23 protein-coding genes and 1 other RNA gene are annotated in these 24,748 nt (G+C 55.5%); 10 read left to right on the top strand and 14 right to left on the bottom strand.

Features of this window, described 5'->3' with window-relative positions:
• Nucleotides 1–157: 157 nt before the first annotated feature.
• The 3 genes from recJ to xerD are packed head-to-tail and all read right to left on the bottom strand — an operon-like array spanning nt 158 to nt 3,547.
• Entirely contained in the window at nt 158–1,876 is a 1,719-nt protein-coding gene (gene recJ, locus AAH450_RS18120) for a single-stranded-DNA-specific exonuclease RecJ (protein ID WP_342911460.1), read from the bottom strand.
• Nucleotides 1,876–2,586: a bifunctional protein-disulfide isomerase/oxidoreductase DsbC gene (gene dsbC, locus AAH450_RS18115; protein ID WP_342911459.1), complete on the bottom strand. Its 711-nt coding sequence runs from the start codon at nt 2,584–2,586 to the stop codon at nt 1,876–1,878. The genes recJ and dsbC overlap by 1 nt, the downstream gene beginning before the upstream one ends.
• Nucleotides 2,587–2,620: 34 nt before the next feature.
• Nucleotides 2,621–3,547 carry a site-specific tyrosine recombinase XerD gene (xerD, locus tag AAH450_RS18110; RefSeq protein WP_342911556.1) on the bottom strand — a complete coding sequence of 309 codons (927 nt, stop codon included), beginning with the start codon at nt 3,545–3,547 and terminating at the stop codon, nt 2,621–2,623.
• Nucleotides 3,548–3,613: 66 nt separating this feature from the next.
• Here xerD and fldB point away from each other — a divergent pair, with 66 nt between their 5' ends.
• Entirely contained in the window at nt 3,614–4,132 is a 519-nt protein-coding gene (gene fldB, locus AAH450_RS18105) for a flavodoxin FldB (RefSeq protein WP_342911458.1), read from the top strand.
• Nucleotides 4,133–4,296: 164 nt separating this feature from the next.
• Here fldB and AAH450_RS18100 read toward each other — a convergent pair whose 3' ends face one another.
• Together AAH450_RS18100 and sdhE are read right to left on the bottom strand one after the other, a co-directional pair.
• Nucleotides 4,297–4,695 carry a protein YgfX gene (locus AAH450_RS18100; RefSeq protein WP_342911457.1) on the bottom strand — a complete coding sequence of 133 codons (399 nt, stop codon included), beginning with the start codon at nt 4,693–4,695 and terminating at the stop codon, nt 4,297–4,299.
• On the bottom strand, nt 4,676–4,942 hold the full coding sequence (sdhE, locus tag AAH450_RS18095; RefSeq protein WP_342911456.1) for an FAD assembly factor SdhE: 267 nt from the start codon (nt 4,940–4,942) through the stop codon (nt 4,676–4,678). The genes AAH450_RS18100 and sdhE overlap by 20 nt, the downstream gene beginning before the upstream one ends.
• Before the next feature lie 217 nt (nt 4,943–5,159).
• Between sdhE and ygfZ the strand changes: the two genes are divergently transcribed.
• Nucleotides 5,160–6,143 carry a tRNA-modifying protein YgfZ gene (gene ygfZ, locus AAH450_RS18090; protein WP_342911455.1) on the top strand — a complete coding sequence of 328 codons (984 nt, stop codon included), beginning with the start codon at nt 5,160–5,162 and terminating at the stop codon, nt 6,141–6,143.
• A 29-nt stretch (nt 6,144–6,172) separates the two neighbouring features.
• On the opposite strand, the gene trhA is transcribed toward ygfZ, so the two are convergent.
• Nucleotides 6,173–6,826, bottom strand: coding sequence for a PAQR family membrane homeostasis protein TrhA (trhA, locus tag AAH450_RS18085; protein WP_342911454.1), 654 nt, complete (start codon nt 6,824–6,826; stop codon nt 6,173–6,175).
• 249 nt (nt 6,827–7,075) lie between these two features.
• On the opposite strand from trhA, the gene AAH450_RS18080 reads away from it, so the two are divergent.
• The 4 genes from AAH450_RS18080 to AAH450_RS18065 all read left to right on the top strand — a co-directional run bounded on the left by AAH450_RS18080 (nt 7,076) and on the right by AAH450_RS18065 (nt 11,707).
• On the top strand, nt 7,076–7,684 hold the full coding sequence (locus tag AAH450_RS18080) for an HD domain-containing protein (RefSeq protein WP_342911453.1): 609 nt from the start codon (nt 7,076–7,078) through the stop codon (nt 7,682–7,684).
• Between the two features lie 131 nt (nt 7,685–7,815).
• On the top strand, nt 7,816–8,544 hold the full coding sequence (locus AAH450_RS18075) for a MurR/RpiR family transcriptional regulator (RefSeq protein WP_342911452.1): 729 nt from the start codon (nt 7,816–7,818) through the stop codon (nt 8,542–8,544).
• 156 nt (nt 8,545–8,700) lie between these two features.
• Nucleotides 8,701–10,212 (top strand): PTS transporter subunit EIIC, encoded by a 1,512-nt coding sequence (locus AAH450_RS18070; RefSeq protein ID WP_342911451.1) that lies wholly within the window; start codon nt 8,701–8,703, stop codon nt 10,210–10,212.
• Between the two features lie 55 nt (nt 10,213–10,267).
• The gene (locus AAH450_RS18065; protein ID WP_342911450.1) at nt 10,268–11,707 is read left to right on the top strand and encodes a 6-phospho-beta-glucosidase; all 1,440 of its coding nucleotides are present in this window, start codon (nt 10,268–10,270) and stop codon (nt 11,705–11,707) included.
• A gap of 137 nt (nt 11,708–11,844) precedes the next feature.
• Here AAH450_RS18065 and AAH450_RS18060 read toward each other — a convergent pair whose 3' ends face one another.
• From AAH450_RS18060 to gcvT, 4 genes are all read right to left on the bottom strand, one after another.
• Nucleotides 11,845–12,588, bottom strand: a complete 744-nt coding sequence (locus AAH450_RS18060; RefSeq protein ID WP_342911449.1) for an SDR family oxidoreductase — start codon at nt 12,586–12,588, stop codon at nt 11,845–11,847.
• Nucleotides 12,589–12,650: 62 nt separating this feature from the next.
• Complete coding sequence (gene gcvP, locus AAH450_RS18055; protein WP_342911448.1) at nt 12,651–15,524, bottom strand: aminomethyl-transferring glycine dehydrogenase; 2,874 nt, start codon at nt 15,522–15,524, stop codon at nt 12,651–12,653.
• A 71-nt stretch (nt 15,525–15,595) separates the two neighbouring features.
• A complete protein-coding gene (gcvH, locus tag AAH450_RS18050; RefSeq protein ID WP_342911447.1) occupies nt 15,596–15,982 on the bottom strand; it encodes a glycine cleavage system protein GcvH in 387 nt (128 codons plus the stop codon).
• 29 nt (nt 15,983–16,011) lie between these two features.
• Nucleotides 16,012–17,106: a glycine cleavage system aminomethyltransferase GcvT gene (gene gcvT / locus AAH450_RS18045; protein WP_342911446.1), complete on the bottom strand. Its 1,095-nt coding sequence runs from the start codon at nt 17,104–17,106 to the stop codon at nt 16,012–16,014.
• A gap of 407 nt (nt 17,107–17,513) precedes the next feature.
• Between gcvT and AAH450_RS18040 the strand changes: the two genes are divergently transcribed.
• Nucleotides 17,514–18,803 (top strand): hypothetical protein, encoded by a 1,290-nt coding sequence (locus AAH450_RS18040; protein WP_342911445.1) that lies wholly within the window; start codon nt 17,514–17,516, stop codon nt 18,801–18,803.
• 13 nt (nt 18,804–18,816) lie between these two features.
• On the opposite strand, the gene ubiI is transcribed toward AAH450_RS18040, so the two are convergent.
• Genes ubiI through AAH450_RS18020 form a run of 4 tightly spaced genes read right to left on the bottom strand, consistent with a single transcriptional unit; the run spans nt 18,817 to nt 23,126 of the window.
• On the bottom strand, nt 18,817–20,019 hold the full coding sequence (gene ubiI, locus AAH450_RS18035; protein WP_342911444.1) for an FAD-dependent 2-octaprenylphenol hydroxylase: 1,203 nt from the start codon (nt 20,017–20,019) through the stop codon (nt 18,817–18,819).
• A 13-nt stretch (nt 20,020–20,032) separates the two neighbouring features.
• Nucleotides 20,033–21,211 carry a 2-octaprenyl-6-methoxyphenyl hydroxylase gene (gene ubiH / locus AAH450_RS18030; RefSeq protein ID WP_342911443.1) on the bottom strand — a complete coding sequence of 393 codons (1,179 nt, stop codon included), beginning with the start codon at nt 21,209–21,211 and terminating at the stop codon, nt 20,033–20,035.
• A complete protein-coding gene (gene pepP, locus AAH450_RS18025) occupies nt 21,211–22,524 on the bottom strand; it encodes a Xaa-Pro aminopeptidase (RefSeq protein ID WP_342911442.1) in 1,314 nt (437 codons plus the stop codon). Before pepP ends, ubiH begins: the two co-directional genes overlap by 1 nt.
• 23 nt (nt 22,525–22,547) lie before the next feature.
• Nucleotides 22,548–23,126, bottom strand: coding sequence for a YecA/YgfB family protein (locus AAH450_RS18020; RefSeq protein ID WP_306210721.1), 579 nt, complete (start codon nt 23,124–23,126; stop codon nt 22,548–22,550).
• A 171-nt stretch (nt 23,127–23,297) separates the two neighbouring features.
• Between AAH450_RS18020 and zapA the strand changes: the two genes are divergently transcribed.
• The 3 genes from zapA (at nt 23,298) to AAH450_RS18005 (ending at nt 24,741) form a co-directional block, all read left to right on the top strand.
• Nucleotides 23,298–23,627 carry a cell division protein ZapA gene (zapA, locus tag AAH450_RS18015; RefSeq protein ID WP_318789620.1) on the top strand — a complete coding sequence of 110 codons (330 nt, stop codon included), beginning with the start codon at nt 23,298–23,300 and terminating at the stop codon, nt 23,625–23,627.
• Nucleotides 23,628–23,669: 42 nt separating this feature from the next.
• Nucleotides 23,670–23,853: non-coding RNA, 6S RNA (gene ssrS / locus AAH450_RS18010), on the top strand.
• Between the two features lie 300 nt (nt 23,854–24,153).
• A complete protein-coding gene (locus AAH450_RS18005; protein WP_342911441.1) occupies nt 24,154–24,741 on the top strand; it encodes a 5-formyltetrahydrofolate cyclo-ligase in 588 nt (195 codons plus the stop codon).
• Nucleotides 24,742–24,748 lie beyond the last annotated feature (7 nt).

Raw genomic sequence — 24,748 nt, 5'->3', positions numbered from 1 at the left:
TGTAACTGAGCAGTTTAACCGAATTTGCCGACGGATTGTAGCGCTGAAGAGGAGGCAATTTGCGTCTCAGGGAGTAAGAAACCGCCTCAGCAGGCCACTGACCGGAAGCAGGCGGCGCAAAGGCGGATTTCGTTCAAAGAGCAGGGATAAGCCAGGCCTACAGCGGCCAGAGCTTTTCAATAATCAGCTGGACGCTGCGGTTGCCGCGAAACTCATTGATGTCGAGCTTATAAGCCAGTTCAACCTGCTTCACGCTGGGGTCTGGCCAGAGCGCAGTATCCACGTTGAAGGCGATGCCATCCAGCAGCGGGCCGCCGCCCAGAGGTTCGATCATCACTTTCAGATGGCGCTCGCCTACCAGCCGCTGCTGGATAAGCTTAAATTTGCCGTCAAACTGCGGTTCCGGGAAAGCCTGGCCCCAGGGACCGGCCTCACGCAGCAGTTCCGCCGTTGGCAGCGTTAGTTCCCGAGCCATCAGCTCGCCGTCTGACCAAACCACGCCCTGTAGCGCTTCTTTGTCCAGCCATTCACCCACCAGATCGCCAAAGTGCTGGCGGAACTCGGCAAATTTCGCCTCTTCCAGCGACAGACCCGCTGCCATGGCGTGGCCGCCAAATTTAATAATCAAGCCGGGGTGGAGCGTATCCAGCCGCTCCAGCGCATCACGCATATGCAGCCCGGCGACAGAGCGCCCGGAGCCTTTCAGCGTACCGTCGCCCGCCGGTGCGAAAGCGATGACCGGACGGTGAAAACGCTCTTTCAAACGGGAGGCCAGGATGCCCACCACGCCCTGGTGCCACTCGGGATGGTACATCGCAATACCCAGCGGCAACGCTTCGCTGCTGCGCTCCAGCGCGTCACACAGCGCCAGCGCTTCCCGCTGCATGCCCTGCTCAATCTCTTTACGGGTCTGGTTCAGCGCGTCCAGCTCACTCGCCAGCATACGGGCCTGAGCAATGTCTTCGCTCAGCAGCAGCGCCACGCCAACAGACATATCGTCCAGCCTGCCCGCCGCATTCAGCCGTGGGCCAAGCGCAAAGCCTAAATCACTGGCCGCCAGCTGACGGGGATCGCGGTTAGCAATTTCCAGCAGCGCTTTAATGCCGGCACGGCATTTTCCGGCACGAATACGGCTCAGCCCCTGCCAGACCAGAATACGGTTATTGGCATCCAGCGGCACCACATCCGCCACCGTACCCAGCGCCACCAGATCCAGCAGTTCCGCCAGGTTAGGCAACACTTCTGCCCCGCTGTCGCGCAGCCGCGCGCGCAGCGCCAGCATCAGATAGAACGCCACACCCACCCCTGCCAGCGAGCGTGAAGGGAAAGTGGAGTCGGCCAGATTGGGATTGACGATCGCTTCCGCATCCGGCAGCGTTTCGCCGGGAAGGTGGTGATCGGTAACCACCACGGCAATGCCCTTCTCGTGCGCCAGCGTCACGCCAGCATGGGAAGAGATGCCGTTATCCACGGTAACAATCAGCTGCGCGCCCCTGGCGGCGGCCTGCTCAACCACTTCAGGACTCAGGCCATAGCCATCATCAAAACGGTTAGGCACCAGATATTTGACGTTGCGTCCGCCCATGCTGCGCAGCGCGAGAACGGCCAGCGCGGTACTGGTCGCGCCGTCGGCGTCAAAGTCCCCCACAATCATGATGCAGAGGTTATCCGCAATGGCTTTTTGCAGGATCTCAGCCGCTAACTCAATGCCCGACAGAGAGTGAAAAGGATGCAGGTTTTTCGCCCCGCGCTCCAGTTCACTGGCATGCAGAACCCCACGATGCTGATAGAGACGACGCAGCAACGGATGGAGTTCATCGGGGAGCTTAGCCCCTTCCACCGCCACACGACGGCGGAGTTCAGTTTGGCTCTTCACTAGCCCTGACCACCCGCTTTCTGGCTATCCAGCAGCTGTTTCATCTCCTGCGGCCCCTGGTAACCTGGGATCATCATCCCGTTTTGCAGCAGCATGGCTGGCGTGCCCTGAATGCCGTAAAGGATGCCCAGCTTGTAATGTTGTGAAAGGTCGATTTTGCAGTCGATGGGCGACACTTCCCCGCCGTTCATGGCGGTGCTGAACGCTTTTTTAGGGTCTGCGGCGCACCAGACGGATTCCATGTTTTTCGCAACCTGACCATTCATGCCTTCACGCGGGAAGGCAAGGTAACGCACGGTGATGCCCAGCGCGTTATAGTCAGCCATTTGAGAGTGCAGCTTGCGGCAGTAGCCACAGGTGATGTCGGTGAACACGGTGATCACATGCTGCTCTTTTGGCGCTTTGTACACGATCATCTCGCTGCTTAACGCTTCCACTTTCTTCTCAAGCAGTTTGTTGGTGACATTGACCGGCTGGCCACCGCTGACATCGTACAGCGGTCCCTGAATAAACTGTTTGCCATCTTCAGTGACATACAGCACGCCGCTCTCTGTCAGCACGGTTTTCATTCCGGGCAGAGGCGAAGGTTGGATCTCAGTCTGCTGTAAACCCAATTTTTTCAGTGATTGCTGGATCGCCGCGTCATCCGCATGCGCAAGGCCGCTGACGGCGGTCATCAGCAAAGTCAGTAACAGGTAATGCTTTTTCATCGGGTTATCCTTAGCCTTTTTCTCTCTCCCCGCTTCAGGCGCGAGGATGATGCTGTTGATGTAACTGACGCAGCCGCTCGGTGGCGACATGCGTATAAATCTGGGTGGTGGAGAGATCGCTGTGCCCTAAGAGCATCTGTACGACACGCAAATCGGCCCCATGATTCAGTAAATGGGTGGCGAAAGCGTGGCGCAACACGTGCGGCGAAAGCTTCTCACTGTCGATCCCTGCCAGTGTGGCGTAATGTTTGATGCGATGCCAGAAAGTTTGCCTGGTCATCTGCCGGGCGCGACTGCTGGGAAACAGGATATCCAGCGTCTGACCGTTCAGCAGCCAGGGGCGGCCATACTCCAGATAGTGCTCCAGCCAGTGTACCGCTTCTTCTCCCAGCGGCACCAGGCGCTCTTTATCCCCTTTACCAATCACCCGCACCACGCCCTGGCGCAGGCTGACATTGTTTAACGTCAGGCTGACCAGCTCGGTAACGCGCAGTCCGGTGGCATAAAGCAGCTCCAGCATCGCCTTGTCCCGCAGCTCAAGAGGCTCTTCAGTGCTGGGTGCCTGTAGCAGGCGGTCTATCTGAGCCTCACTGAGATCTTTCGGCAGACGCTGGGGCAGCTTTGGCGAAGCGAGCAGCGCGCTGGGATCGTCTTCGCGAAGCTTTTCACGGTAGAGGTACTGAAACAGCCGACGCATGGCGCTCAGCAGCCGGGCAGAACTGGTGGCCTTATAACCGCCCTCGATCCTTTCTGCCAGAAAAGCCTGTAGATCGACCGCATCCACGCGCAACAAATTTGTCGCATTGTGCGCTAACCACCCCGCCAGTGACATCAAATCCAGGCGATAAGAAGCCACAGTATTTTCGGCCAGATTGCGCTCTATCCACAAGGCATCAAGAAATTGCTCAATCAGATCGTTGTCCTGCACGTCATCCCCTTTTGCTCGCTGCGGCTGCCGCATTACGCCGCTGAGGCTCAATTCTGATATAATCCGCGCCATTGCACCAAGTAAATTGAGTTATCGGATATGAATATCGGGCTTTTTTATGGTTCCAGCACCTGCTACACCGAAATGGCAGCAGAGAAAATCCGCGATTTTATCGGCGACGATCTCGTTACGCTGCACAACCTGAAAGATGATTCGCCCCAGCTGATGGAGCAGTATGACATGCTGATCCTCGGCATTCCGACCTGGGATTTCGGCGAACTACAGGAGGACTGGGAAGCGATCTGGACCGAGCTGCCTGGCCTGAACCTGGAGGGCAAAATTGTCGCGCTCTACGGCATGGGTGACCAGGGCGAATACAGCGAATGGTTTTTAGACGCGCTGGGTATGCTGCATGAGGTACTGGCCCCTTCCGGCGTGAAGTTTGTCGGCTACTGGCCCAATCAGGGGTATGAGTTCACCAGCCGCAAGCCGCTGACGCCGGATGGCAGCCATTTTGTCGGCCTGGCGCTGGATGATATCAATCAGTTTGAGGCCACCGATGAGCGCATCGCCCAGTGGTGTGAGCAGATCCTCACCGAAATGGCCGACGCGCTGTAGTCCAAAGGCTGCAAAGAGAGAAGCTTTTGCCGCGCAGGCTATAGAGCCAACCGCGCCAGCGTAGCGGCTTTTCGGTAATGCTGAGTTGCTGCACCACTATCGCCATGCCGGGTGGTGTGGCCGATACTGCTTATGATGCCCGTTGCCATCCTTGAATGGCGGTTTTAACTCTCGGGCAGCAGATGCTGACGCAGCAGGCGCCACTCTTCTTCATCCATGCTGTCCCGACAGAGCCACAGCTTCTCTTTCTCGCCCGCCGCTGAGCGCAACGCCAGCAGCATAGCCTGTCGGCTCATCCAGGGACGGCCGCAGATCTGCCACCGCTTCTGTCGCCACTGAAGCTGACCAGCCTCCAGCAGCGCGATCTCTCCTTCCCGGCCACGGATCCGGCGCTGACTGCGTACGCATTCAAACACCACCAACGTCAGCAACAGCATCCACACTAAGGTCAGACGTGCAGGCCAGGGCGCCAGCAGCAGTGCAAGGATTGCGGTGCCATGCAGCAGCAGAGAAACCCATTGAGCAAGCCAGGAGACCCGCAGGTCAGAGTGCCACAGGGCCACGTTGCTGATTTCGCTGTTGAATCAAGGTCACTATCTGCTTCAGCTCAGCGTCATCCGGCTCGCCATGATTCATCAGCCAGTTAAAGAGGTCCGGATCCGGGCTTTCCAGCAGGCGGATAAACTGCTGTTTCTCCTGGTCGGTCAGGGAATCATACTCATACTTGAAGAACGGCATGATGGCGATATCCAGTTCCAGCATGCCTCGGCGGCACGCCCAGTGAACCCGTGCTTTGTTATTAATATCCATTTTATCCATCGTCAGTGAGTCACACATTGCGGCTAGTGTAGCGCTTTTTTGTTCGCTTGTTGATGACGCCGTGCTGAGGTTGCGGGCTGTCTTCAAACGCGTCCACTTTTGTTGCAGGGTTATCAAGCGATTTGTGCCGCATTTTCCGGAAACAGGTTGCAAAGCCAGGTGGCTCTTTTAACATGAAGCATATAGTTCCTCTATTCAGGATGGATGCATGCCAACACTCTCTTTCCCCCCTCGTCACCCTACGGCGGCCTCACGCCTGCCGCTTACGCTTATCTCTCTGGAAGAGTGGGCGCTGGTTAATGTGACTGGCGCTGACCACATCAGCTATTTGCAGGGTCAGGTGACGCTGGACGTCGCCGCGCTGGCGGAGAATGGCCATCTCCCTGCTGCCCATTGTGATGCCAAAGGCAAAATGTGGAGTAATCTGCGTCTCTTTCACCGTGGGGAAGGCCTGGCCTATCTGGAGCGCCGCAGCCTGCGCGACAACCAGATCAGCGAGCTGAAAAAATATGCCGTCTTTGCCAAAGTCACTATCGAAGCGGATGAAGAAGCCGTGCTGCTGGGCGTCGCCGGTTTTCAGGCCCGCGCTGCGCTCAGCGGCTTCTTTACAGCGCTGCCGGATGCCGAAAACCCGGTGGTGCAGCAGGGCGACAGCACCCTTTTATGGTTTGGCACGCCGGCAGAACGTTTCCTGCTGGTGACCAGCCGCGAACAGGCGCAAAGCCTGCGCCAGAGCCTGGAAGGCGAAGCGCAGTTAAATGACAGCACCCAGTGGCTGGCGTTGAATATCGAAGCAGGCTTGCCGGTAATTGACGCTGTTACCAGCGCCCAGTTTATTCCTCAGGCCACTAATCTACAGGCGCTGGACGCTATCAGCTTTAAAAAAGGCTGTTATACCGGCCAGGAGATGGTTGCCCGCGCTAAATTCCGCGGTGCCAATAAGCGCGCGCTTTACTGGCTTGCAGGCAGCGCCGGACGCGTCCCCGCGGCCAATGACTCGCTGGAAATGAAACTGGGAGAAAACTGGCGCCGTACCGGCACCATTCTTTCAGCCTGTCAGTTAGACAATGGTGAAGTCTGGGTTCAGGCGGTGTTAAACAACGATCTGGAGCCGGATACGGAACTGCGTGTGCAGGGAGATGAGGGCGGCAAACTGACTATTCAGCCGTTACCTTACTCGCTGAGCGAGTAAACAGAACAGGAGCCTTCCGGCTCCTGTTTTCACATCACATAGAGATAGATCGCCAGAAAATGGCACAGGCTGCCGCCCAGTACAAACCCATGCCAGATGGCGTGGTTATAGGGGATGCGCTTCATCACATAGAAAATCACCCCCAGCGAATAGGTTACTCCTCCCGCTGCCAGCAACCAGATCCCGCCCGGTGAGAGTTTCATCGCCAGTTGATACACCACAATCAGTGAGAGCCAGCCCATCAGTAAATAGGTGATGACGGAGAGCGCCTCAAAGCGATGAATAAATGCCAGCTTAAAGATCACGCCAATCAGTGCCAGACTCCAGATCACCACCATCAATCCGTGTGCCAGCGGTGACTGCAACCCCACCAGCAGAAAAGGGGTGTAGGTACCGGCAATCAAAATATAGATAGCGCAGTGATCCAGCCTCTTAAGCCAGAATTTCGCACGCGGGTTTGGGATGGCGTGATAGAGCGTGGAAGCCAGATAGAGCAGAATAATACTGCCGCCGTACAGACTGTAGCTGACGATAGCCAGGGTGCCAGCCTTTGCCTCTGTGGCCTGCGTCAGCAGCAGTACCAGTCCGATAATGCCTAACAGTAAACCAATGCCGTGGCTGATGCTGTTCGCCACCTCTTCAGCCAGTGAATAGCCTTGTTCTGATATAACTTTTTCCGTCATGAAGCCTTCTCTCCATACCCTGAAAGGGCCTGAATAATAGTTGAGTCCACTCGACCTCTGTTACACAGAGCGGGCCAGGCCAGCAGTTTGAGCACGAATAGCCTAGCTGAGAATAATTTCAGAGTACAGGTGTAAGCTTAAAATAAAGCGTGACCGGGTGTAACCCACACTTTTAAGCGCGACCTGCGCAATCGTTTCCCTTACACTGGTTGCCAACTTTTTTTTTGCAGGAAAATAACGAGGCCAGCGATGTCCGAGAGCGTATCCGCCGTTGATTTCGGTGAAATGACAGAGGTTATTCAGTTCCTGATGGAGTTGGATAAATTAAAAAGCGTCGAGCGCCGTACCCGGCTGATTGGCAATTCCCGCTACGAAAACTCTGCCGAGCACAGCTGGCAGCTGGCAGTGGCGGCGATGAGCCTGGCCCCCTACTCCGGCTCTGAGGTGAACGTGACGCGCGTGGTGCAGATGGCGCTGCTGCATGACGTGGTGGAAATCGATGCAGGCGACGTGATGGTTTATGACCTTGCGGCCCGCGACGCTATTCACGCTCAGGAAGTCGCCGCCGCCGACCGGATTTTCGCCCTGCTCCCCGATGCGCTGGGTAAAAAATTCCGCGCGCTCTGGGATGAATATGAAGCGGGTGAAACGCCAGACTCCCGCTTTGCGAACATGCTTGACCGCGCCCTGCCCGTTATCCAGAACCTGCACAACCAGGGACAAAGCTGGAAAGAGAACCATATCCGTCTGGAGCAGGTGATCAGCCGCAATGTCGCCATTGAAAAAGAGTGGCCTGCGCTCTGGCACTACCTGAAACAGCATCTGGAACAGGCTCAGCAGCGGGGCTGGTTAATGTAGAAAAGGACCGGGGTGCGTACTGCTGCACCCCGGAACGCCATTTTGCGAGCAACTTCTCAGCTCTGGTAAAACGGCCACACCCTGAGATAAATTCTGCTAAGGTAGTGATTCTTCAGAATTTGAGCGCCGCTATGTTCACGCATCACACTCTCGCCACCCTGAATGCCCTGGAACTCCAGGTCTATAACTACGTGATTAAGAACCGCGATAAAGTGATGTACATGACCATTCGCGAGCTTTCCGATGCGGTGCAGGTTTCCACCACCACCGTGCTACGTTTCTGCCGTAAACTGCACTGTGATGGCTACTCTGAATTTCGTATTCGCTTCAGACTCTATCTGGAGCAGGAGCAGCATCAGCCCGCTTATTCTGGCGTGGGTGAACTTATCAGCTTTTTTAAAAGCATTAACAATGATGACTTTGAGCATCTGATCAATCGTGCCGTCGATCATCTGTTTCATGCGGAACGTATTATCTTTGTAGGCGCTGGCACTTCAGGAACGTTAGGAAAATATGGCGCCCGCTTCTTTTCTAATGTTGGAAAGTTCAGCAGTTATATCGATGACCCTTATTATCCGGTCAACAGCGATATGTATGAAAATGCCGTAGCGGTTATATTATCTGTCTCTGGCGAAACCCCGGAAATATTACGGTTAGCCAGCCAGTTCAGCCTGCATCACTGCCAAGTGATCTCTGTCACTAATAATGAAAATGCTTCGCTGGCAAAAATGGCTGACTTCAACCTTTCCTACCATATGCCACGGCTGCTGGTAGCGGATCAATATGACGTGACCACGCAGGTCCCCGTTATCTATATCTTAGAAACGCTTGGCCGCAGGCTGGCAGCGCGGCTTAAATAAAAACACCCTGTTTTTTCGATGTAACAAATTACGGAATCGCAAATTTGTTATATCGTGACATTCTTTATTTGCTTGATAAACTCGCCACAATAATAAAAACATCGCTTCAGAAAAGATTTACTTCAGAAGCTGAAATACCCTGGCGAGGAGAAGATCATGGCGTTGAATTTTGCTGAATCCGCAGTAGAGATCGTCAAGCTGGTCGGTGGTAACGATAACGTGATCAATATCACGCATTGTGCCACGCGGTTGCGATTTATATTAAAAGATGGCGGGAAAGTTAATAAGGAGCAATTAAAACGGGTAAAAGGGGTGATTACCGTTATCGAAGCGGGCGGCCAGCTTCAGGTGGTGATTGGTAACCATGTGGACGCCGCTTATCAGGAAGTGATAAAGCTGGTGAGCGTGGAGGAAAATGCGGCCATTTCCGCGCCAGACGTCGGCATTGTCAGCCGACTGATGGATATTATCTCCAGTATCTTTGCCCCTTTCCTCTACCCTCTTGCTGCCTGTGGCATTCTGCAAGGCCTGCTGTCACTGGTAACGGCGCTCGGCTGGATGGATCAGGCCAGTGGCGCATACCGTATTCTGAATTTTGTCTCCTGGACCGGCTTTACCTTTCTTCCGGTGCTGGTGGCCTTTACTGCCGCCAAAAAATTCAACGTTAACCCCTTCACCGCCGTGATTGCCGCCTGTGCGCTGGTCAGCCCTGACTATATGAATATGCTTACCGCCAACAAAATCATGCTGGCCAATTCTGCCGACCCGGCCCTGCAACTGCTGATGAAAGAGGCGGTCAGCAATCCGGAAACGGCCAGGATTCTGGCTGAGGTAGCTGGCGTTCCAGTGAATGCGCCAGCGCTTGATTTCTTCGGCCTTCCGGTGAAATACCTGAGTTATACCGCCTCGGTGATCCCGATCATTCTGATGGTCTGGATAATGTCTTACATTCAGCACTTTTGTGAGCGCGCGCTGCCGCTGGTGATCCGCAATCTTTTTACCCCGATGATTTGCCTGGCCATTATGGTGCCGCTGACGCTGCTGGCCTTTGGCCCGACAGGAAATGCGATTGGCGGCGCTATCGGCGGTATCTACAACACCCTTTACGATCTCAGTCCGGTGGTGGCCGGGTTTGTGGTGGGGGCACTCTGGATGCCGCTGGTCACGCTGGGGGTACACTGGGGAATTACGCCCGTCACCGTCGGGAACTACGCCACGCTGGGCTATGACACCTTTACCGCACTTCAGGCCTCCGCCGTGTTTGCCATGGCGGGGGCGACCTTTGGCGTCTGGCTTAAGTCAAAGGATCAGGAGATGAAGCGCGTTTCTCTTTCAGCAGGCTTAACGGCGCTGTTTGGCATCTCTGAACCGGCGCTGTATGGCGTGGCGCTCCGGCTGAAAAAACCGATGTTGTGCGGCTGCCTGGCGGGCGCTATTGGCGGTTCGGTGGCGGGCTTCTTTAATGCCGTCTCCTGGAGCTACTGCCTGCCCGGCATTGCCGTACTTCCGGTCTTTTTCAAACAGGGGCATATGCCGCAATTTATCGGCTTTTTGCTCTCAGTCAGCATCGCCTTTGTGCTTGGTGCGGCGTTGACCTGGGTGGTTGGATTCAGCGAACGGCCAGGCACGCCAGATCAAGCAGAGAAGTTTAAGCCAGCCAGCGCCTGAATCAACGGGCGGAAATGGCGGCCCGACAGTTTAGTTAATCAGAAGGAGAGGATGAATGGGCAGAGATCAGCAGTTGCCAGCGGACTTTTTATGGGGTGGTGCCGTAGCCGCGCATCAGGTTGAAGGCGGTTGGGATCGGGATGGCAAAGGCATCAGTATTGCTGATGTTCTTTCCGGTGGCGCCCACGGCGTAGACAGGGTAATGACTGACGGCGTGCAGGAGGGCTTCAGTTACCCAAACCACCAGGCGGTGGAATTTTACTCCCACTATAAGCAGGATATTGCGCTGTTCGCGGAGATGGGATTTAAGTGTTTCCGCACCTCCATTGCCTGGAGCCGTATCTTTCCCAACGGCGATGAGCAGGAGCCTAATGAAGCGGGCCTACAGTTTTATGACGACCTGTTCGATGAGCTGCTAAAACACCATATTGAACCGGTCATCACGCTTTCTCATTTTGAGATGCCTTATCACCTGGTCAAAGCCTATGGCGGCTGGCTGAACCGCAAGGTGGTGGATTTCTTTGTACGCTTCAGCGAAGTGGTGCTGGCGCGCTATAAGCATAAAGTTAAGTACTGGATGACCTTTAACGAGATCAATAACCAGCGTAACTGGAAATATCCGCTCTTTGGCTACTGCTGCTCTGGCGTGGTGTTTACCGATCATGAAAAGCCTGAGCAGGCGATGTATCAGGTGCTGCATCATCAGTTTGTCGCCAGCGCGAAAGTGGTGAAACTCGGGCATGAGATCAACCCCGAGATGCAGATAGGCTGCATGATTGCCATGGTGCCGCTCTATCCCTGGTCCTGCCATCCGGATGATGTGATGCTTGCCCAGGAGGCGATGCGTGAACGTTACCTGTTTAGTGATGTGCATATGCGTGGCTATTATCCCTCCTACATCGTTAACGAGTGGGCGCGCAAGGGTTACCAGATTGATATGCAGCAGGGCGATGCGGAGATCCTGCTTGAGGGATGCGCCGATTATATTGGCCTGAGCTATTACATGAGTAATGTGGTGCAGGCGAGCGCCAGAGGAACGGGAAGCGCGGTATCAGGGTTTGAGGGCAGCGTGCCAAATCCTCATGTTAAGGCTTCTGACTGGGGCTGGCAGATCGATCCCGTTGGGCTGCGTTATTCGCTGGCCGCGCTCTATGAGCGCTATCAGAAACCGCTGTTTATTGTGGAAAACGGCTTCGGCGCTATTGATAAGCCGGAAGCTGACGGCCAGATTAACGATGACTACCGCATCGCCTATCTCAAAGCACATATCGAACAGATGAAGCTGGCTGTTTTTCACGATGGCGTTGAGCTGATGGGCTATACGCCCTGGGGCTGCATCGACTGCGTTTCGTTCACCACCGGCCAGTACAGCAAACGCTACGGCTTTATCCATGTTGATAAAAATGACGACGGAAGCGGCACGTTGAAACGATCGAAAAAGAAGAGCTTTGAATGGTATAAGCAGGTTATCGCCAGCAACGGCGCAGAGCTGTAGCCTCTTGTCACCGCCAGAGTTTATACACTCTGGCGGTGCCGGGCCGTAACCCGGTGCAAGCCGAAGCAGTAAATAAATCCTGAAGGTAGCGAGCAGCAATACCCGGTTTCTGTGCCGGTGTTGCCTGGCATCTGCTGCTATCGTCCGCCCGCGGCATCAATAAAGGTACCGGTGATATAGGAAGCTTCGTCACTCAGCAGCCACAGAATAGCCTGAGCGATCTCTTCAGGCTGCCCGCCTCGCTGCATGGGTAAACCGGGAGCAACCCGATCCACTCTTCCGGGTTCGCCGCCATCGGCATGCATTTCCGTATAGATTAAGCCAGGGCGCACGCCATTCACTCTGATGCCCTGAGCGGCTACCTCCAGCGAAAGCCCCGTGGTCAGCGTATCCATCGCGCCTTTTGATGCCGCATAATCGACATATTCACCCGGCGCACCAAGTCGCGCTGCCGCTGAGGAGACGTTGACTATCGCGCCGCCCTCTCCTCCGTGGTGGTGAGCCATCCTTTTTACCGCCTCACGGCAGCAGATAAAACAGCCTGTCACATTCGTGGCAAAGACCCGATTAATCCGCTCAGCCGTCAGCTGCTCCACGCGGGTTTGCTGAAACAGGATCCCCGCATTATTCACCAGGGCACGAAGCTGACCCGGCTGTCGATCAATCTGTGCAAACATCGCCACGACCTGCTGCTCATCAGCAATATCAGCCTGCACCGCAAATGCCTGGCCACCCTGCTCTGTTATCAGCGCTACCACTTCTGCTGCCGCAGCGACATTCTGGCGATAATTTACCGCCACGTTGTATCCGCGCCGGGCCAGCAGTAAAGAAGTTGCCCGCCCGATCCCCCGACTGCCACCGGTTACTAACGCAATCTTCATCTTTTTCTCCATAAAAAAAGGGCACGTGCTGTGCCCTTTTAACTTTAGCCTGAAACGCCAGACTACTCGTATTCGCTCATCGGTACGCAGGAACAGAAGAGGTTACGGTCGCCGTAAACATCATCAAGACGCTTCACGGTTGGCCAGTATTTGTTGTCACTGCCTGCCGGGAACACCGCCAGCTCACGGCTGTAAGGATGGCTCCACTCGCCGACGATTTCCATCTGAGTGTGGGGGGAGTTAACCAGCGGGTTGTCATCCACAGGCCACTCTCCGTCCGCAACCCGATCAATTTCCATACGGATCGCCAGCATGGCATCAATAAAGCGGTCCAGCTCGATTTTGCTCTCAGATTCCGTTGGCTCAACCATCAGCGTTCCCGCAACCGGGAAGGACATGGTTGGCGCATGGAAACCGTAGTCGATCAGGCGCTTGGCAATATCCAGCTCGCTGATACCGGTCTGTTCTTTCAGCGGACGAATATCCAGGATGCATTCATGCGCCACGCGGCCATCACGTCCGGTATAAAGGATGGGATAGGCTGATTTGAGACGGGTGGCAATGTAGTTGGCATTAAGAATAGCCACAGAGCTGGCCTGTTTCAGTCCTTCAGCACCCATCATGCGGATATACATCCAGCTGATCGGCAGAATCGAAGCGCTGCCAAAAGGTGCGGCAGAAACTGCGCCATTCTGCGTCAGTACACCTTCAATCTGCACCACGCTGTGCCCCGGCACAAAGGGTGCCAGGTGCGCTTTCACGCCGATAGGCCCCATGCCCGGACCGCCGCCGCCATGCGGGATACAGAAGGTTTTATGCAGATTAAGGTGAGACACATCCGCGCCGATATAACCTGGCGTGGTGATCCCCACCTGAGCATTCATGTTGGCGCCATCCAGATAGACCTGACCGCCAAACTGATGAACGATCTGGCAAACTTCGCGGATGGTCTCTTCGTACACACCGTGAGTAGAAGGATAGGTCACCATGATGCAGGAGAGCGCGTCGCCCGTCTGCTCCGCTTTTGCCCGCAGATCGGCCAGGTCGATATTGCCCTGCTTGTCACAGGCCACCACCACCACAGACATGCCAGCCATCTGAGCCGAGGCCGGGTTGGTGCCGTGCGCTGAGCTTGGGATCAGACAGATATTACGTCCGCCTTCGTTGCGGCTTTCGTGATAGCGGCGGATCGCCAGCAGGCCAGCGTATTCCCCCTGCGCACCAGAGTTTGGCTGCATGCAGAGTGCGTCATAACCTGTCAGCTGCACCAGCCACTGGGAAAGCTGACCGATCATTTGCAGATAGCCCGTCGCCTGGTCTGCCGGACAGAACGGATGCAGCTCAGAGAATTCAGGCCAGGTGATCGGGATCATCTCAGCTGCCGCATTCAGCTTCATGGTGCAGGAGCCGAGCGGGATCATCGCCTGATTCAGCGCCAGATCTTTACGCTCCAGGCTGTGCATGTAGCGCATCATCTCGGTTTCGCTGTGATGGCGGTTAAACACCGGGTGCGTCAGGATCGCATCCTGGCGCAGCAGCCCAGCGGGCACAGAAGTGCTTTCTGTGGCAACGGCGGCATCCAGCGCATCGATATCCAGCCCGTGGTTTTCACCCAGCAGGATGGAGAATAACGCCGTGATATCTTCCCGCAGCGTGGTCTCATCCAGAGTGATCCCAACCGCGTTATGGATATCGGTACGCAGGTTCACACCAAAGCTCAGGGCGCGATCCAGCACCGCAGCTTTATCAGCTACCTCGACGGTCAGCGTATCAAACCAGTGCTGATGGCGCAGCGTCAGGCCGCCTTTTTGCAGGCCAGCCGCCAGGATATCGGTGAGACGGTGAATACGGGAAGCGATGCGCTTCAGCCCCACCGGCCCGTGGAACACGGCGTAGAGGCTGGCGATATTGGCTAACAGTACCTGTGAGGTACAGATGTTGGAGTTCGCTTTTTCGCGGCGGATATGCTGCTCGCGGGTCTGCATAGCCATACGCAGAGCGGTGTTGCCTGCCGCATCACGCGAAACGCCGATGATACGTCCCGGCATAGAGCGCTTATGCTCATCACGCGCTGCAAAGAAGGCCGCATGCGGGCCGCCGTAGCCCATAGGTACGCCAAAGCGCTGTGCAGAACCAAACACGATATCCGCGCCGATTTTGCCCGGTGCCTGTAGCAGCACCAGCGACATAAAGTCTGCCGCAACGCTGACAATGACCTTGCGATTTTTCAGTTCGGCAATCAGATCGGTATAGTCGTGAGCTTCACCCGTTGTACCAACCTGTTGTAACAGGACGCCAAACACTTCCTGGTGATCGAGTACTTTTTCTGCGCTGTCGACCAGCACCTCAAAACCAAAGGTTTCCGCACGGGTACGCACTACATCCAGCGTCTGCGGATGAATATCGTCCGCCACAAAGAAGCGGTTAGCATTTTTCAGCTTGCTGACGCGTTTTGCCATCGCCATCGCTTCAGCCGCAGCGGTAGCTTCATCCAGCAATGAGGCGGAAGCGATATCCAGTCCGGTGAGATCCAGCGTTACTTGCTGGAAGTTCAGCAGCGCTTCCAGACGCCCCTGCGAAACCTCTGGCTGATAAGGCGTATAGGCGGTGTACCAGCCCGGATTTTCCAGCATATTGCGCAGGATAACCGGCGGCGTCAGTACCGGGGTATAACCCATGCCGATAAAGGATTTATAGCGCAGATTCTGACTGGCAATTGCCTTCAGCTCCGCAAGCGCCTGATGCTCGGTCAGCGCATCCCCTACCGCAGGCGGGCTGGGTAGCTGAATATCGGCGGGCACAATAGACGCAATAAGGTCATGAAGTGAGCTGGCACCGGTAGCATTGAGCATCGCCGTTTGCTGCTCCTGCGACGGGCCAATATGGCGTTCGATAAACGCACCGGTGTGTTCAAGCTGGCTGAGAGTCTGAGTCATTAGCGGTAAATCCTGAATCGGGCAGGGTAAGCAGGGCGGGACGGTTAAAGCCGCCCCGCCCGCGTAAGCAGTTATTCGTCGATGCTCTCTTTATAAGCATCCGCATCCAACAATGCATCCAGCTCGGCTTCATCGCTGGCTTTGATTTTGAACAGCCAGCCTTCGGCGTAAGGAGCGCTGTTAACCAGCTCCGGTTCGCTATCCAGCGCGCTGTTTACTGCAATAATTTCGCCGCTGACTGGGGCATAAATATCGGAAGCCGCCTTCACCGATTCCGCAACGGCGCAGTCATCGCCCTGGCTGTAGGTGTTGCCTACATCGGGGAGATCAACAAAAACCATGTCGCCCAGCAGCTCCTGCGCGTGCTCGGTAATGCCTACGGTGTATGTTCCGTCAGCTTCTTTACGCACCCATTCGTGGCTGTCGCGGTATTTCAGTTCATTTGGGACATTGCTCATAGCCCTGCTCTCCTGAGAAGTTATCGTTATTAGGCGACGGGTTTTCCGGCGCGAACAAAAACAGGTTTGGTGACTTTTACCGGCATTTCCCGGTTACGGATCTGCACAATGGCCCGATCGCCAATGCCAGCAGGAACGCGTGCCAGGGCGATGCTGCAACCTAAAGTTGGGGAGAAGGAACCGCTGGTGATGATCCCTTCATGCAGATTGCCTTCGCTGTCGGTAAAGCGTACCGGCAATTCATTTCGCAGTACGCCTTTCTCGGTCATGATCAGTCCGACCAGTTGGTCAGTGCCCTTTTCACGCTGCGCTTCCAGCGCCTCACGCCCGATAAAATCACGATCTTCAGGCTGCCACGCTACTGTCCAGCCCATGTTGGCGGCCAGCGGAGAAATGCTTTCGTCCATCTCCTGACCATATAAATTCATACCGGCTTCCAGACGCAGCGTATCGCGTGCGCCCAGACCGGCGGGTTTAACGCCTGCATGCAGCAGCTTCTGCCAGAACTCCGCGGCCTGTTGGTTTGGCAGGGCAATCTCGTAGCCCGCTTCACCGGTATAGCCGGTGGTGGCGATAAACAACTCACCCGCCTGTACGCCAAAGAAGGGCTTCATGCCAGCAACTGCTTCACGCTGCGCCTCATCAAACAGCGTCCGGGCTTTTTCCTGCGCCTGCGGCCCCTGCACAGCAATCAGCGCCAGGTCATCACGGGGCGTCAGTTGCACACCGTAAGGTGCCGCGTGCTCTGAAATCCATGCCAGATCTTTTTCGCGGGTTGCTGAGTTGACCACCAGCCGGAAAAAGTCTTCGGTCATAAAGTAAACAATGAGATCGTCAATTACGCCAGCGGAGGCATTCAGCATGCCGCTATAAAGCGCTTTACCGGGCTGGGTGAGTTTGGCGACGTCGTTGGCGAGCAAATAGCGCAGGAACTCACGCGTACGCGCACCGTTGAGATCGACAATAGTCATGTGCGACACGTCGAACATGCCGGCATCAGTGCGCACGGCATGGTGCTCATCCATTTGCGAGCCGTAATGCAACGGCATCATCCAGCCGTGAAAATCGACCATACGCGCGCCTGCTGCCTGATGCTGTTCGAACAAGGGGGTTTGCTGAGTCATATCAATCCTGTAAGGCGATGAGTTGGATGCTCTGCCACGGCTTTGCACCGTACGCAAACGATAACCTGGCTCTGAAGTTACCACTGAACGCGAGCATTAACCATAAGTAAAACGGGGTCGAAAATTTCCGCGCCGTTGCAGAACCAGCAGAGAGTTTCCAAAATTTTTCACCATAAATCTGTAAAGAAGCACGCAAAAATGACAATTAACGCCCTTGTGAGCAGTTTAAAAATAGCGTTACGGGAGAGAGACCAAAATAATTCGGTAAAATAAAAAACCTTACGCATGAAAATAAGTAATCTGAAAAGCGGGGTGAAATTAGAATTTTTCAAATGAAGCTGTGCCAGAGGAACCCTTTAACCAAACTGAACACTTAACGTAACGAGTTCTTTTCTGGTTACAACGCTATGGATATTAAATCAACCTCAGTAAACGCCTTCCCGCTTCACCAGGCGGTGGAGCAGCACGACACCACGACTATCACTCAGTTAAGAGAGGAGGGACATAAGACTAACCAGCTTAATGAGGCCAACCTCTCACCTGTAGATCTGCTTTCCAGAAGACGATCTATCGATCAGACGCTGCGTGAAAAAATGCACGGTGCGCTGCTCTCGTCGATGAACCCCACAGCGCCAAAAGGCTATACCAAACCTGAGGCGCTGCATGGCTCTCCCTGGGGATTTGAGATCCTGGCATCGGGCGAACTGAGAGGCGGCGTCAATGATGCCAAAGGCGGAACACAATCGCTGGAAGGAGAGGTCTTTTTTTCCGATCGCAGCCCGGAAAAGTTGTCTGAACGGGTTACCCGTAATAATTTCAGAAGCAACCCCCGCATCTATTCTCACGGAAAAGGGATGCACAGCAGTAACCCCGTAGCCAGGGCTTTCCAGCACCGTATGAGTCAGGCTATCGGTCATTATCTGGCAAGTGGACGACCGCTGCCCTCCAGTGGCAATCCCCTGAAATTGCAGGCGAACGCTGACCAACAGGTTAGTGAGATCGCCGCGCACTGGTTACAGAATTTACTGACCAGCGTACGCAACAATGGGGCAAAAAAGTTTGAAAATGTGCAGGCAGAGGAGAGCGTCGCTTTACTGAAGTTTCCTGAGTCCATCACGATCAATTTTTCTGATAACCATCAACAGGTTTTTGATGGCCAGGCGCTGAAACCTCTGCTGGCGGATGCAGCAAAAACGCTACAGCAGCAGCTTGAAGGAGGTAAAGCGCCGCTGCTGGCGATGATCAACAACGGTGAAATTGTTCCCATGGTATTTGGCTTCAGTAAGATTGAAGATCTCAAAACGCACGCCATAAACGGCTCGCTGGGGGGTGAAGCGAAGCACTACCGCTATCAGAGTGAAAGCCATCCGCTTGCCGGCTCGGCAAAAGGGGGGAAATTAAAGGAGATTGAACTCAATACCCTTAAGGATTTGGCAACCCTGAGCCTGACCTGTCTGGCGAAAGGGGTGAAAATCCCCGCCGATACCCTGATCCGGATTAATCCCAACAGGCGGGATAAAATCGATAGCGGTATGCGGGCGCATTACCTTGACCCACAGCAGTTGGGCCGCTTTCAGCAGCAGCTGGCATCGACATTGGGTGAAAAGGGAGTGACGTTAAGCCAGGCTACTCTGCCCGAACTACAACAGATGAATCAGGAAATACGCGGCAAGGATCTTGCCGCGTGGGTGGCATAACGGCAGGCAAATATTACCGCAGCCATTCCGGCAGATCGTTCAGCCCCATGGCCTGTTTCAGCAGGCGGGGTTTTACGCCGGGCAGGTTATTGGCCAGGCTCAGACCAACGTCACGCAGCAGTTTTTTCGCCGGGTTAGTGCCGCTGAACAGCTCCCGGAACCCCTGCATGCCCGCCAGCATCATGGCCGCGCTCTGTTTACGGCTGCGCTCGTAACGGCGCAGGTAGAGATGCTGCCCGATGTCTTTACCCTGCTGATGCAGGCGTTTCACCTCGCCTATCAGCTCCGCTGCGTCCATAAAGCCCAGGTTCACGCCCTGCCCCGCCAGCGGATGAATGGTATGCGCAGCATCGCCTACCAGCGCCAGCCGGTGCGCTGCGAAATTACGCGCATAGCGCCCCATCAGCGGGAAGGTTTTACGCTCGCTCTCGACCTTACACAACCCCAGCCGCAAATCGAACGCCACGGAAAGCTGCTGATTAAAGACTTCAGCAGGCATTGACTGCAAACGTGTCGCTTCCTGCGGGGAAACGGACCAGACGATGGAGCAGAGATCGGGTTCGTTCAGCGGTAAGAAAGCCAGGATACCGTCGCCATGGAAAACCTGACGCGCTACCGCCTCGTGAGGCTGCTCTGTACGGATGTTGGCGACCAGTGCATGGTGATCGTAGTCCCAGAAGGCCAGCGGAATATCAGCTTTATTACGCAGCCAGGAGTTCGCGCCATCGGCGGCCACCAGCAGCCGGGCACTCATCATGGTGCCATCCTTCAGGGTCACAAAGGCTTCGTTGTCACCAAAAGCTACCTGCTGAAGTTCAGCGGGCGCGATAAGCGTGACGTTGTTAAGCTCGCTCGCTTTTTTCCACAACGCGTGGTGAATAACCGGATTCTCTACGATATGCCCAAGATGCGCCAGGCCCTGCTGACCATCGTCAAAAGCAATGCGCCCGAAGCTGTCGCGGTCCCACACTTCCATGCCATGATAAGCGCTGGCGCGGGTCGCCAGGATGGTGGTCCAGACATCAAGATGCTGAAGCAGACGCTCGCTGGCCGCGTTGATAGCAGAGACGCGCAGCGCGGGTTCTGCTGTGACGGTAAACTCTTTCTCTGGCTCGCGTTCCAGCACGGCAATTTTCAGCCCTGTGCCCTGCAAGCCACAGGCTACGGCGAGTCCAACCATACCGCCGCCCGCGACGATGAGATCATAAGTTTGCATTACTGCTTTCTCCTTAACGCTCGACCCAGCCTAACGTACGCTCGGCAAGCAAATTCCGCACTGGCGGCAGCGCGTCCATGACCATCAGGCCAAGAGTGCGTCCTGCCACCAGCGGTGTATAGCGGTTAGCAAACAGCCTGACCAGCGTGTCGGTAATGCCAATGGTGGCAGCGGCATCCGGCTGGCGGCGCTGCTGATAGCGCTGCAACGTGGCATAGCTCCCCACATCCTCGCCTGCGCGCCAGGCGGCAGCCACGGTTTCTGCAAGAGACATCACATCCCGGAGTCCCAGATTGAATCCCTGACCGGCAATAGGGTGCAGCGTTTGCGCTGCATTGCCCACCAGCGCCAGCCGGTGAGAGACGTGCTGAGAAGCGGCCTGCAACTGAAGAGGATAGCTGTGGCGCTGCCCGACCTGCGTGATACGGCCCAGCCGCCAGCCAAACGCTTTTTGCAGCTCCGCCCTGAACTGGCTGTCGCTCCAGCTATCTACGGTGGCCTTCTCCTGGAGCGGATGACACCAGACCAGCGAACTTCTTCCTGCCGACATCGGCAACAAGGCCAGCGGACCGTGCTCGGTGAAGCGCTCAAAGGCGCGACCACCGTGCGGCTGCTGTGTGGAAACGTTGGCGATAACCGCCATCTGCTGATAATCGTGCGACTGCCACTGTATGCCACAGGAGGCTGCTACGGCAGAACCTGAACCATCTGCGGCTACCAGCAGCTGAGCTTCCAGCGTTTCGCCATTGCTCAGCGTTACGCGAGTGCTCTGCTGGCTGCGTGCCACCTGAGTGACTTTAGCCGGGCAGCAGACCCGCACGCCGGGCGCTTTCTCCAGCAGGCTGAACAGGCGCTGGCCGACATCATGCAGCTCCACCACCTGCCCCAGCGCAGAGATGCCGTGTTCAGCGGCAGACAGCGAAACAAAGCTGGCATGCCCGCGATCGCTGACGTGTACGTGGGTGATTGCTGTGGCGCAGGAGTAGAGAGACGGCCACAGATTAATGGCGGCCAGCTGCTGGCAGGTTCCTTCAGCCAGCGCAATTGCCCGGCCATCAAAGCCCGGATGCGTCCGGCTGGCTGGCGCGGTGGCTTCCACCAGCGTGACCGGAACTTTCCCCTGGGTGAGATGAGAAACAGCCAGCGCCAGCGTGGCGCCAGCCATTCCTCCGCCTGCAATTACAATGCTCATTACGCCTTCGCTGCCGCCATCAGTGCTTCAATCTCATCCACCTCTTTTACCACGCTGTCGGTCAGATTTTCATTGCCGTCGGCGGTGATAATAATGTCATCTTCAATGCGGATACCTATACCGCGGTACTCTGCCGGTACATCTGCATCCGGAGCGATATAGAGGCCCGGTTCAACGGTGATAACCATACCTGGCTCCAGCACGCGGTCACGATCGTGGCCGTAATAGCCGACGTCGTGAACGTCCAGCCCCAGCCAGTGGCTCAGCCCGTGCATAAAGAACTGGCGATGCGCCTGCTCTTCAATCAGCGTCTCTACTTCACCTTTCATCACGCCCAGCTTCACCAGCCCGGTGACCATAATGCGAACCACTTCCTGATTCACTTCGCGGATGCTGGTGCCAGGGCGAAACAATTTTAGCGCTGTGTTCAGTGACTCAAGAACAATGTCATAAACAGCGCGCTGAGGCGCCGTAAACTTACCGCTGACCGGGAAAGTGCGCGTGATATCACCCGCATAGCCCTGTAGCTCACAGCCTGCATCAATCAGCACCAGATCGCCTTCGCGCATCTGGCTCTCGTTCTCGGTGTAATGCAGAATGCAGCCGTTTTCGCCTGCGCCAACGATGGTGTTGTAGGAAGGATAGCGCGCGCCATGGCGGGTAAATTCGTGATGGATCTCCCCTTCCAGCTGATATTCAAACATGCCGGGACGGCACTGCTGCATGGCGCGGGTATGCGCCAGCGCGCTGATACGCCCCGCTTCTCGCAGCAGAGCCTGCTCTTCCGGTGACTTGAAGAGACGCATTTCATGGACGATGGGGCGCCAGTCGGTAACCGAGGCGGGCGCTTTCAGGTTCTGGCGAGAACCAGCCCGCAGTTTTTCCAGAGCGGCAAACAGCAGCGCATCCGCTTCGGCGTACAGCCCCTGCGCATGATAAACGCCATCCAGACCGTTCAACAGTTGCGGCAGCTGCTCAGCGATGTCGCCAAAAGGTAACGCGCGGTCTACAGCAAGCTTTTCCGGAGCGGCATCCTGCCCAAGACGGCGACCAAACCAGATTTCCGCCGTCAGGTCACGCACGCGGTTAAACAGCACGCTGTGATTATGGCTCTCGTCGCTTTTGATCAGCACCAGTACCGCTTCAGGCTCGTTGAAGCCGGTGAAATACCAGAAATCGCTGTTCTGACGGTATGGGTATTCGCTGTCGTTGCTGCGCGTGGCTTCCGGGGCGGCAAAGATCACCGCTGCCGTGGCCGGGGCCATTTTGCTCAGCAGCGCCTGCCGACGACGTAAGAATTCTTGCTGGGTCATCCCTCTCTCCTGATATTGCCCGCTTAGTGCAGGGTCGGTTTTTTCACTTCCACAGCCGTGGGCACAATGTGGGTGAAGGTATCATGGCAGAGCAGTGCCGCAACGCGAACGTACTCAATCACCTCTTCCAGAGACTGCTCCAGCTCTTCCTGATCTTCATCTTCATCGTAGCCCAACTGCGCAATAGTTCGCAGATCGTCTATCGCTTCGCCCGTCTCGCCTTTCACCTTGTCGAGCTTGGGTTGAGAGACGCCCAGGCCCAGCAGGAAATGGTTCACCCAACCCGCTAACGCATCGGCGCGATCGAACACGCTGATATCTTCATCATCCGGCAGATAAAGCTGGAACAGGAAACCCTCTTCCTCAAGCGTGTTGCCGATGGCCTCATGCAGCTGCTGCAACGGCAAGGCCAGCGACTGGGAGAAAGCCATGCCTTCATTGGTCAGCTCATGGACCAGCGTTTGCCAACCGCTCTCTTTCGTGCCGCCACAGATCATTCCGCTGAGTAAGCCATGCATTTCGGCAGGTGTCATCCCTACGCCCTGCTGCGTCAGTGCTGAAGCCAGCGCATCATAGCCCGGCATTGTGTTTGATAGTGACATACGTTTTGGCCATCGTTGGCTGGATAAGTTCGTGTTATGCTACCACCAGGTGCCTCAACGATTCCAGAAAAGGGGTTGTTTCTTCTATAAGGCGTAGTTATAGTCGCCTACCCTCCCAACCCACTGAGCGGTAGGGAGATTGGCGGTAGAGTAATCAGTCAGGATGGTGGCATGTCTGCACAACCGGTAGATATTCAAATTTTTGGCCGTTCGTTACGAGTAAATTGTCCGCCAGAACAGCAAGATGCGCTGAACATGGCTGCTGAAGATCTCAATCAACGGTTGCAAGATTTAAAAGTTCGCACTAGAGTCACAAATACCGAGCAGCTGGTTTTTATCGCTGCACTGAACATTTGCCATGAGCTGGCTGCGGAAAAAGTCAAAACCCGCGATTACGCCAGTAACATGGAACAGCGTATCCGGATGCTGCAACAGACCATTGAACAGGCATTGCTTGAACAGGGTCGTATTACAGAAAGAACCGGAAGCAAGTTCGAATAACACCTCATCGTTATTCATGTTAGAGTAACGGTGAAGTAAAAAAATTCTCTGAGATGTTTGCAAGCGGGCCAGTCCCCTGAGCCGATATTTAATACCAACAGAGTCTGACGCTCTGTAACCTGTGTGCAAGCTCGGTTCGTCCGAGAAGCCTGATGGTTACGACGGCAGTCTCACCTTGAACCAAGGGTTCAAGGGTTACAGCCTGCGGCGGCATCTCGGAGATTCCTCACTCAGTTCCATCCCTGCCGCGCTCTCGCCATACCGCCTTGTTTTCTTAGCTAAAATTCCTCTTTAGAGATCTCATTTCCAACACGATTTTTCTCGTTTACAAACGCCTTCTTTTACCGCTTCTGTCCTCACCAGAATTTCTCGCTGTCTGATGCTTCCCGATTTCCTGCAAACAGGTTTTGCTCACTAAAATTCAGTGCTGTTTTTAGCCAGTCGATGCTGACAGGCTCGTACTCCGGTCTGAGCTGTGGCACCCTTCTCTGTAACCTCCATTAGCCAGCCTGACCCTGGGGAATGTATGAGCCTCAATCTTTTTGACCGACAGGATATCCGTACCCATGTGCGCCATCTGCGGCGTGCGCTGACGCCAGAGCAGCAGCAGATGGCTGCGGTGCAGGCCGCCGAACGGGCGCTGAATTTCGCCCCGCTACAGCAAGCAAAAAAAATCGCCCTGTTTCTCTCTTTTGATGGCGAGCTGAGTACCCGACCGCTGATTGCCAAACTCTGGCAGCACAAGCAGCAGGTCTATCTGCCGGTGCTTCACCCCTTTTCTGCCGGACAGCTTCTTTTTATCCGCTACCAACCCACTACCCTACTGACGCCAAATCGCCTGAACATTCCTGAGCCGCCGCTGGATATACGCCACCTGGCAACGCTGGACGAGCTGGATCTGGTGATGGTGCCGCTGGTGGCCTTTGACCGGCAGGGACAGCGTCTGGGAATGGGCGGCGGCTTTTATGACAGAACGCTGCAAAACTGGCAGCAGCACGGCTTTTTACCGGTGGGTCTGGCGCATGACTGCCAGCAGGTCGATGAGCTGCCGGTGGCTGAGTGGGATGTGCCGCTGCCAGCAATCATTACGCCTTCGCATATCTGGCAATGGTAAGCAGATA

It is taken from the genome of Erwinia magellanica (assembly GCF_039023495.1).
Lineage (GTDB): Bacteria > Pseudomonadota > Gammaproteobacteria > Enterobacterales > Enterobacteriaceae > Erwinia.
The sequence above is the reverse complement of the archived record's forward strand: the minus strand, read 5'-3'. Positions and strand labels throughout refer to the sequence as shown.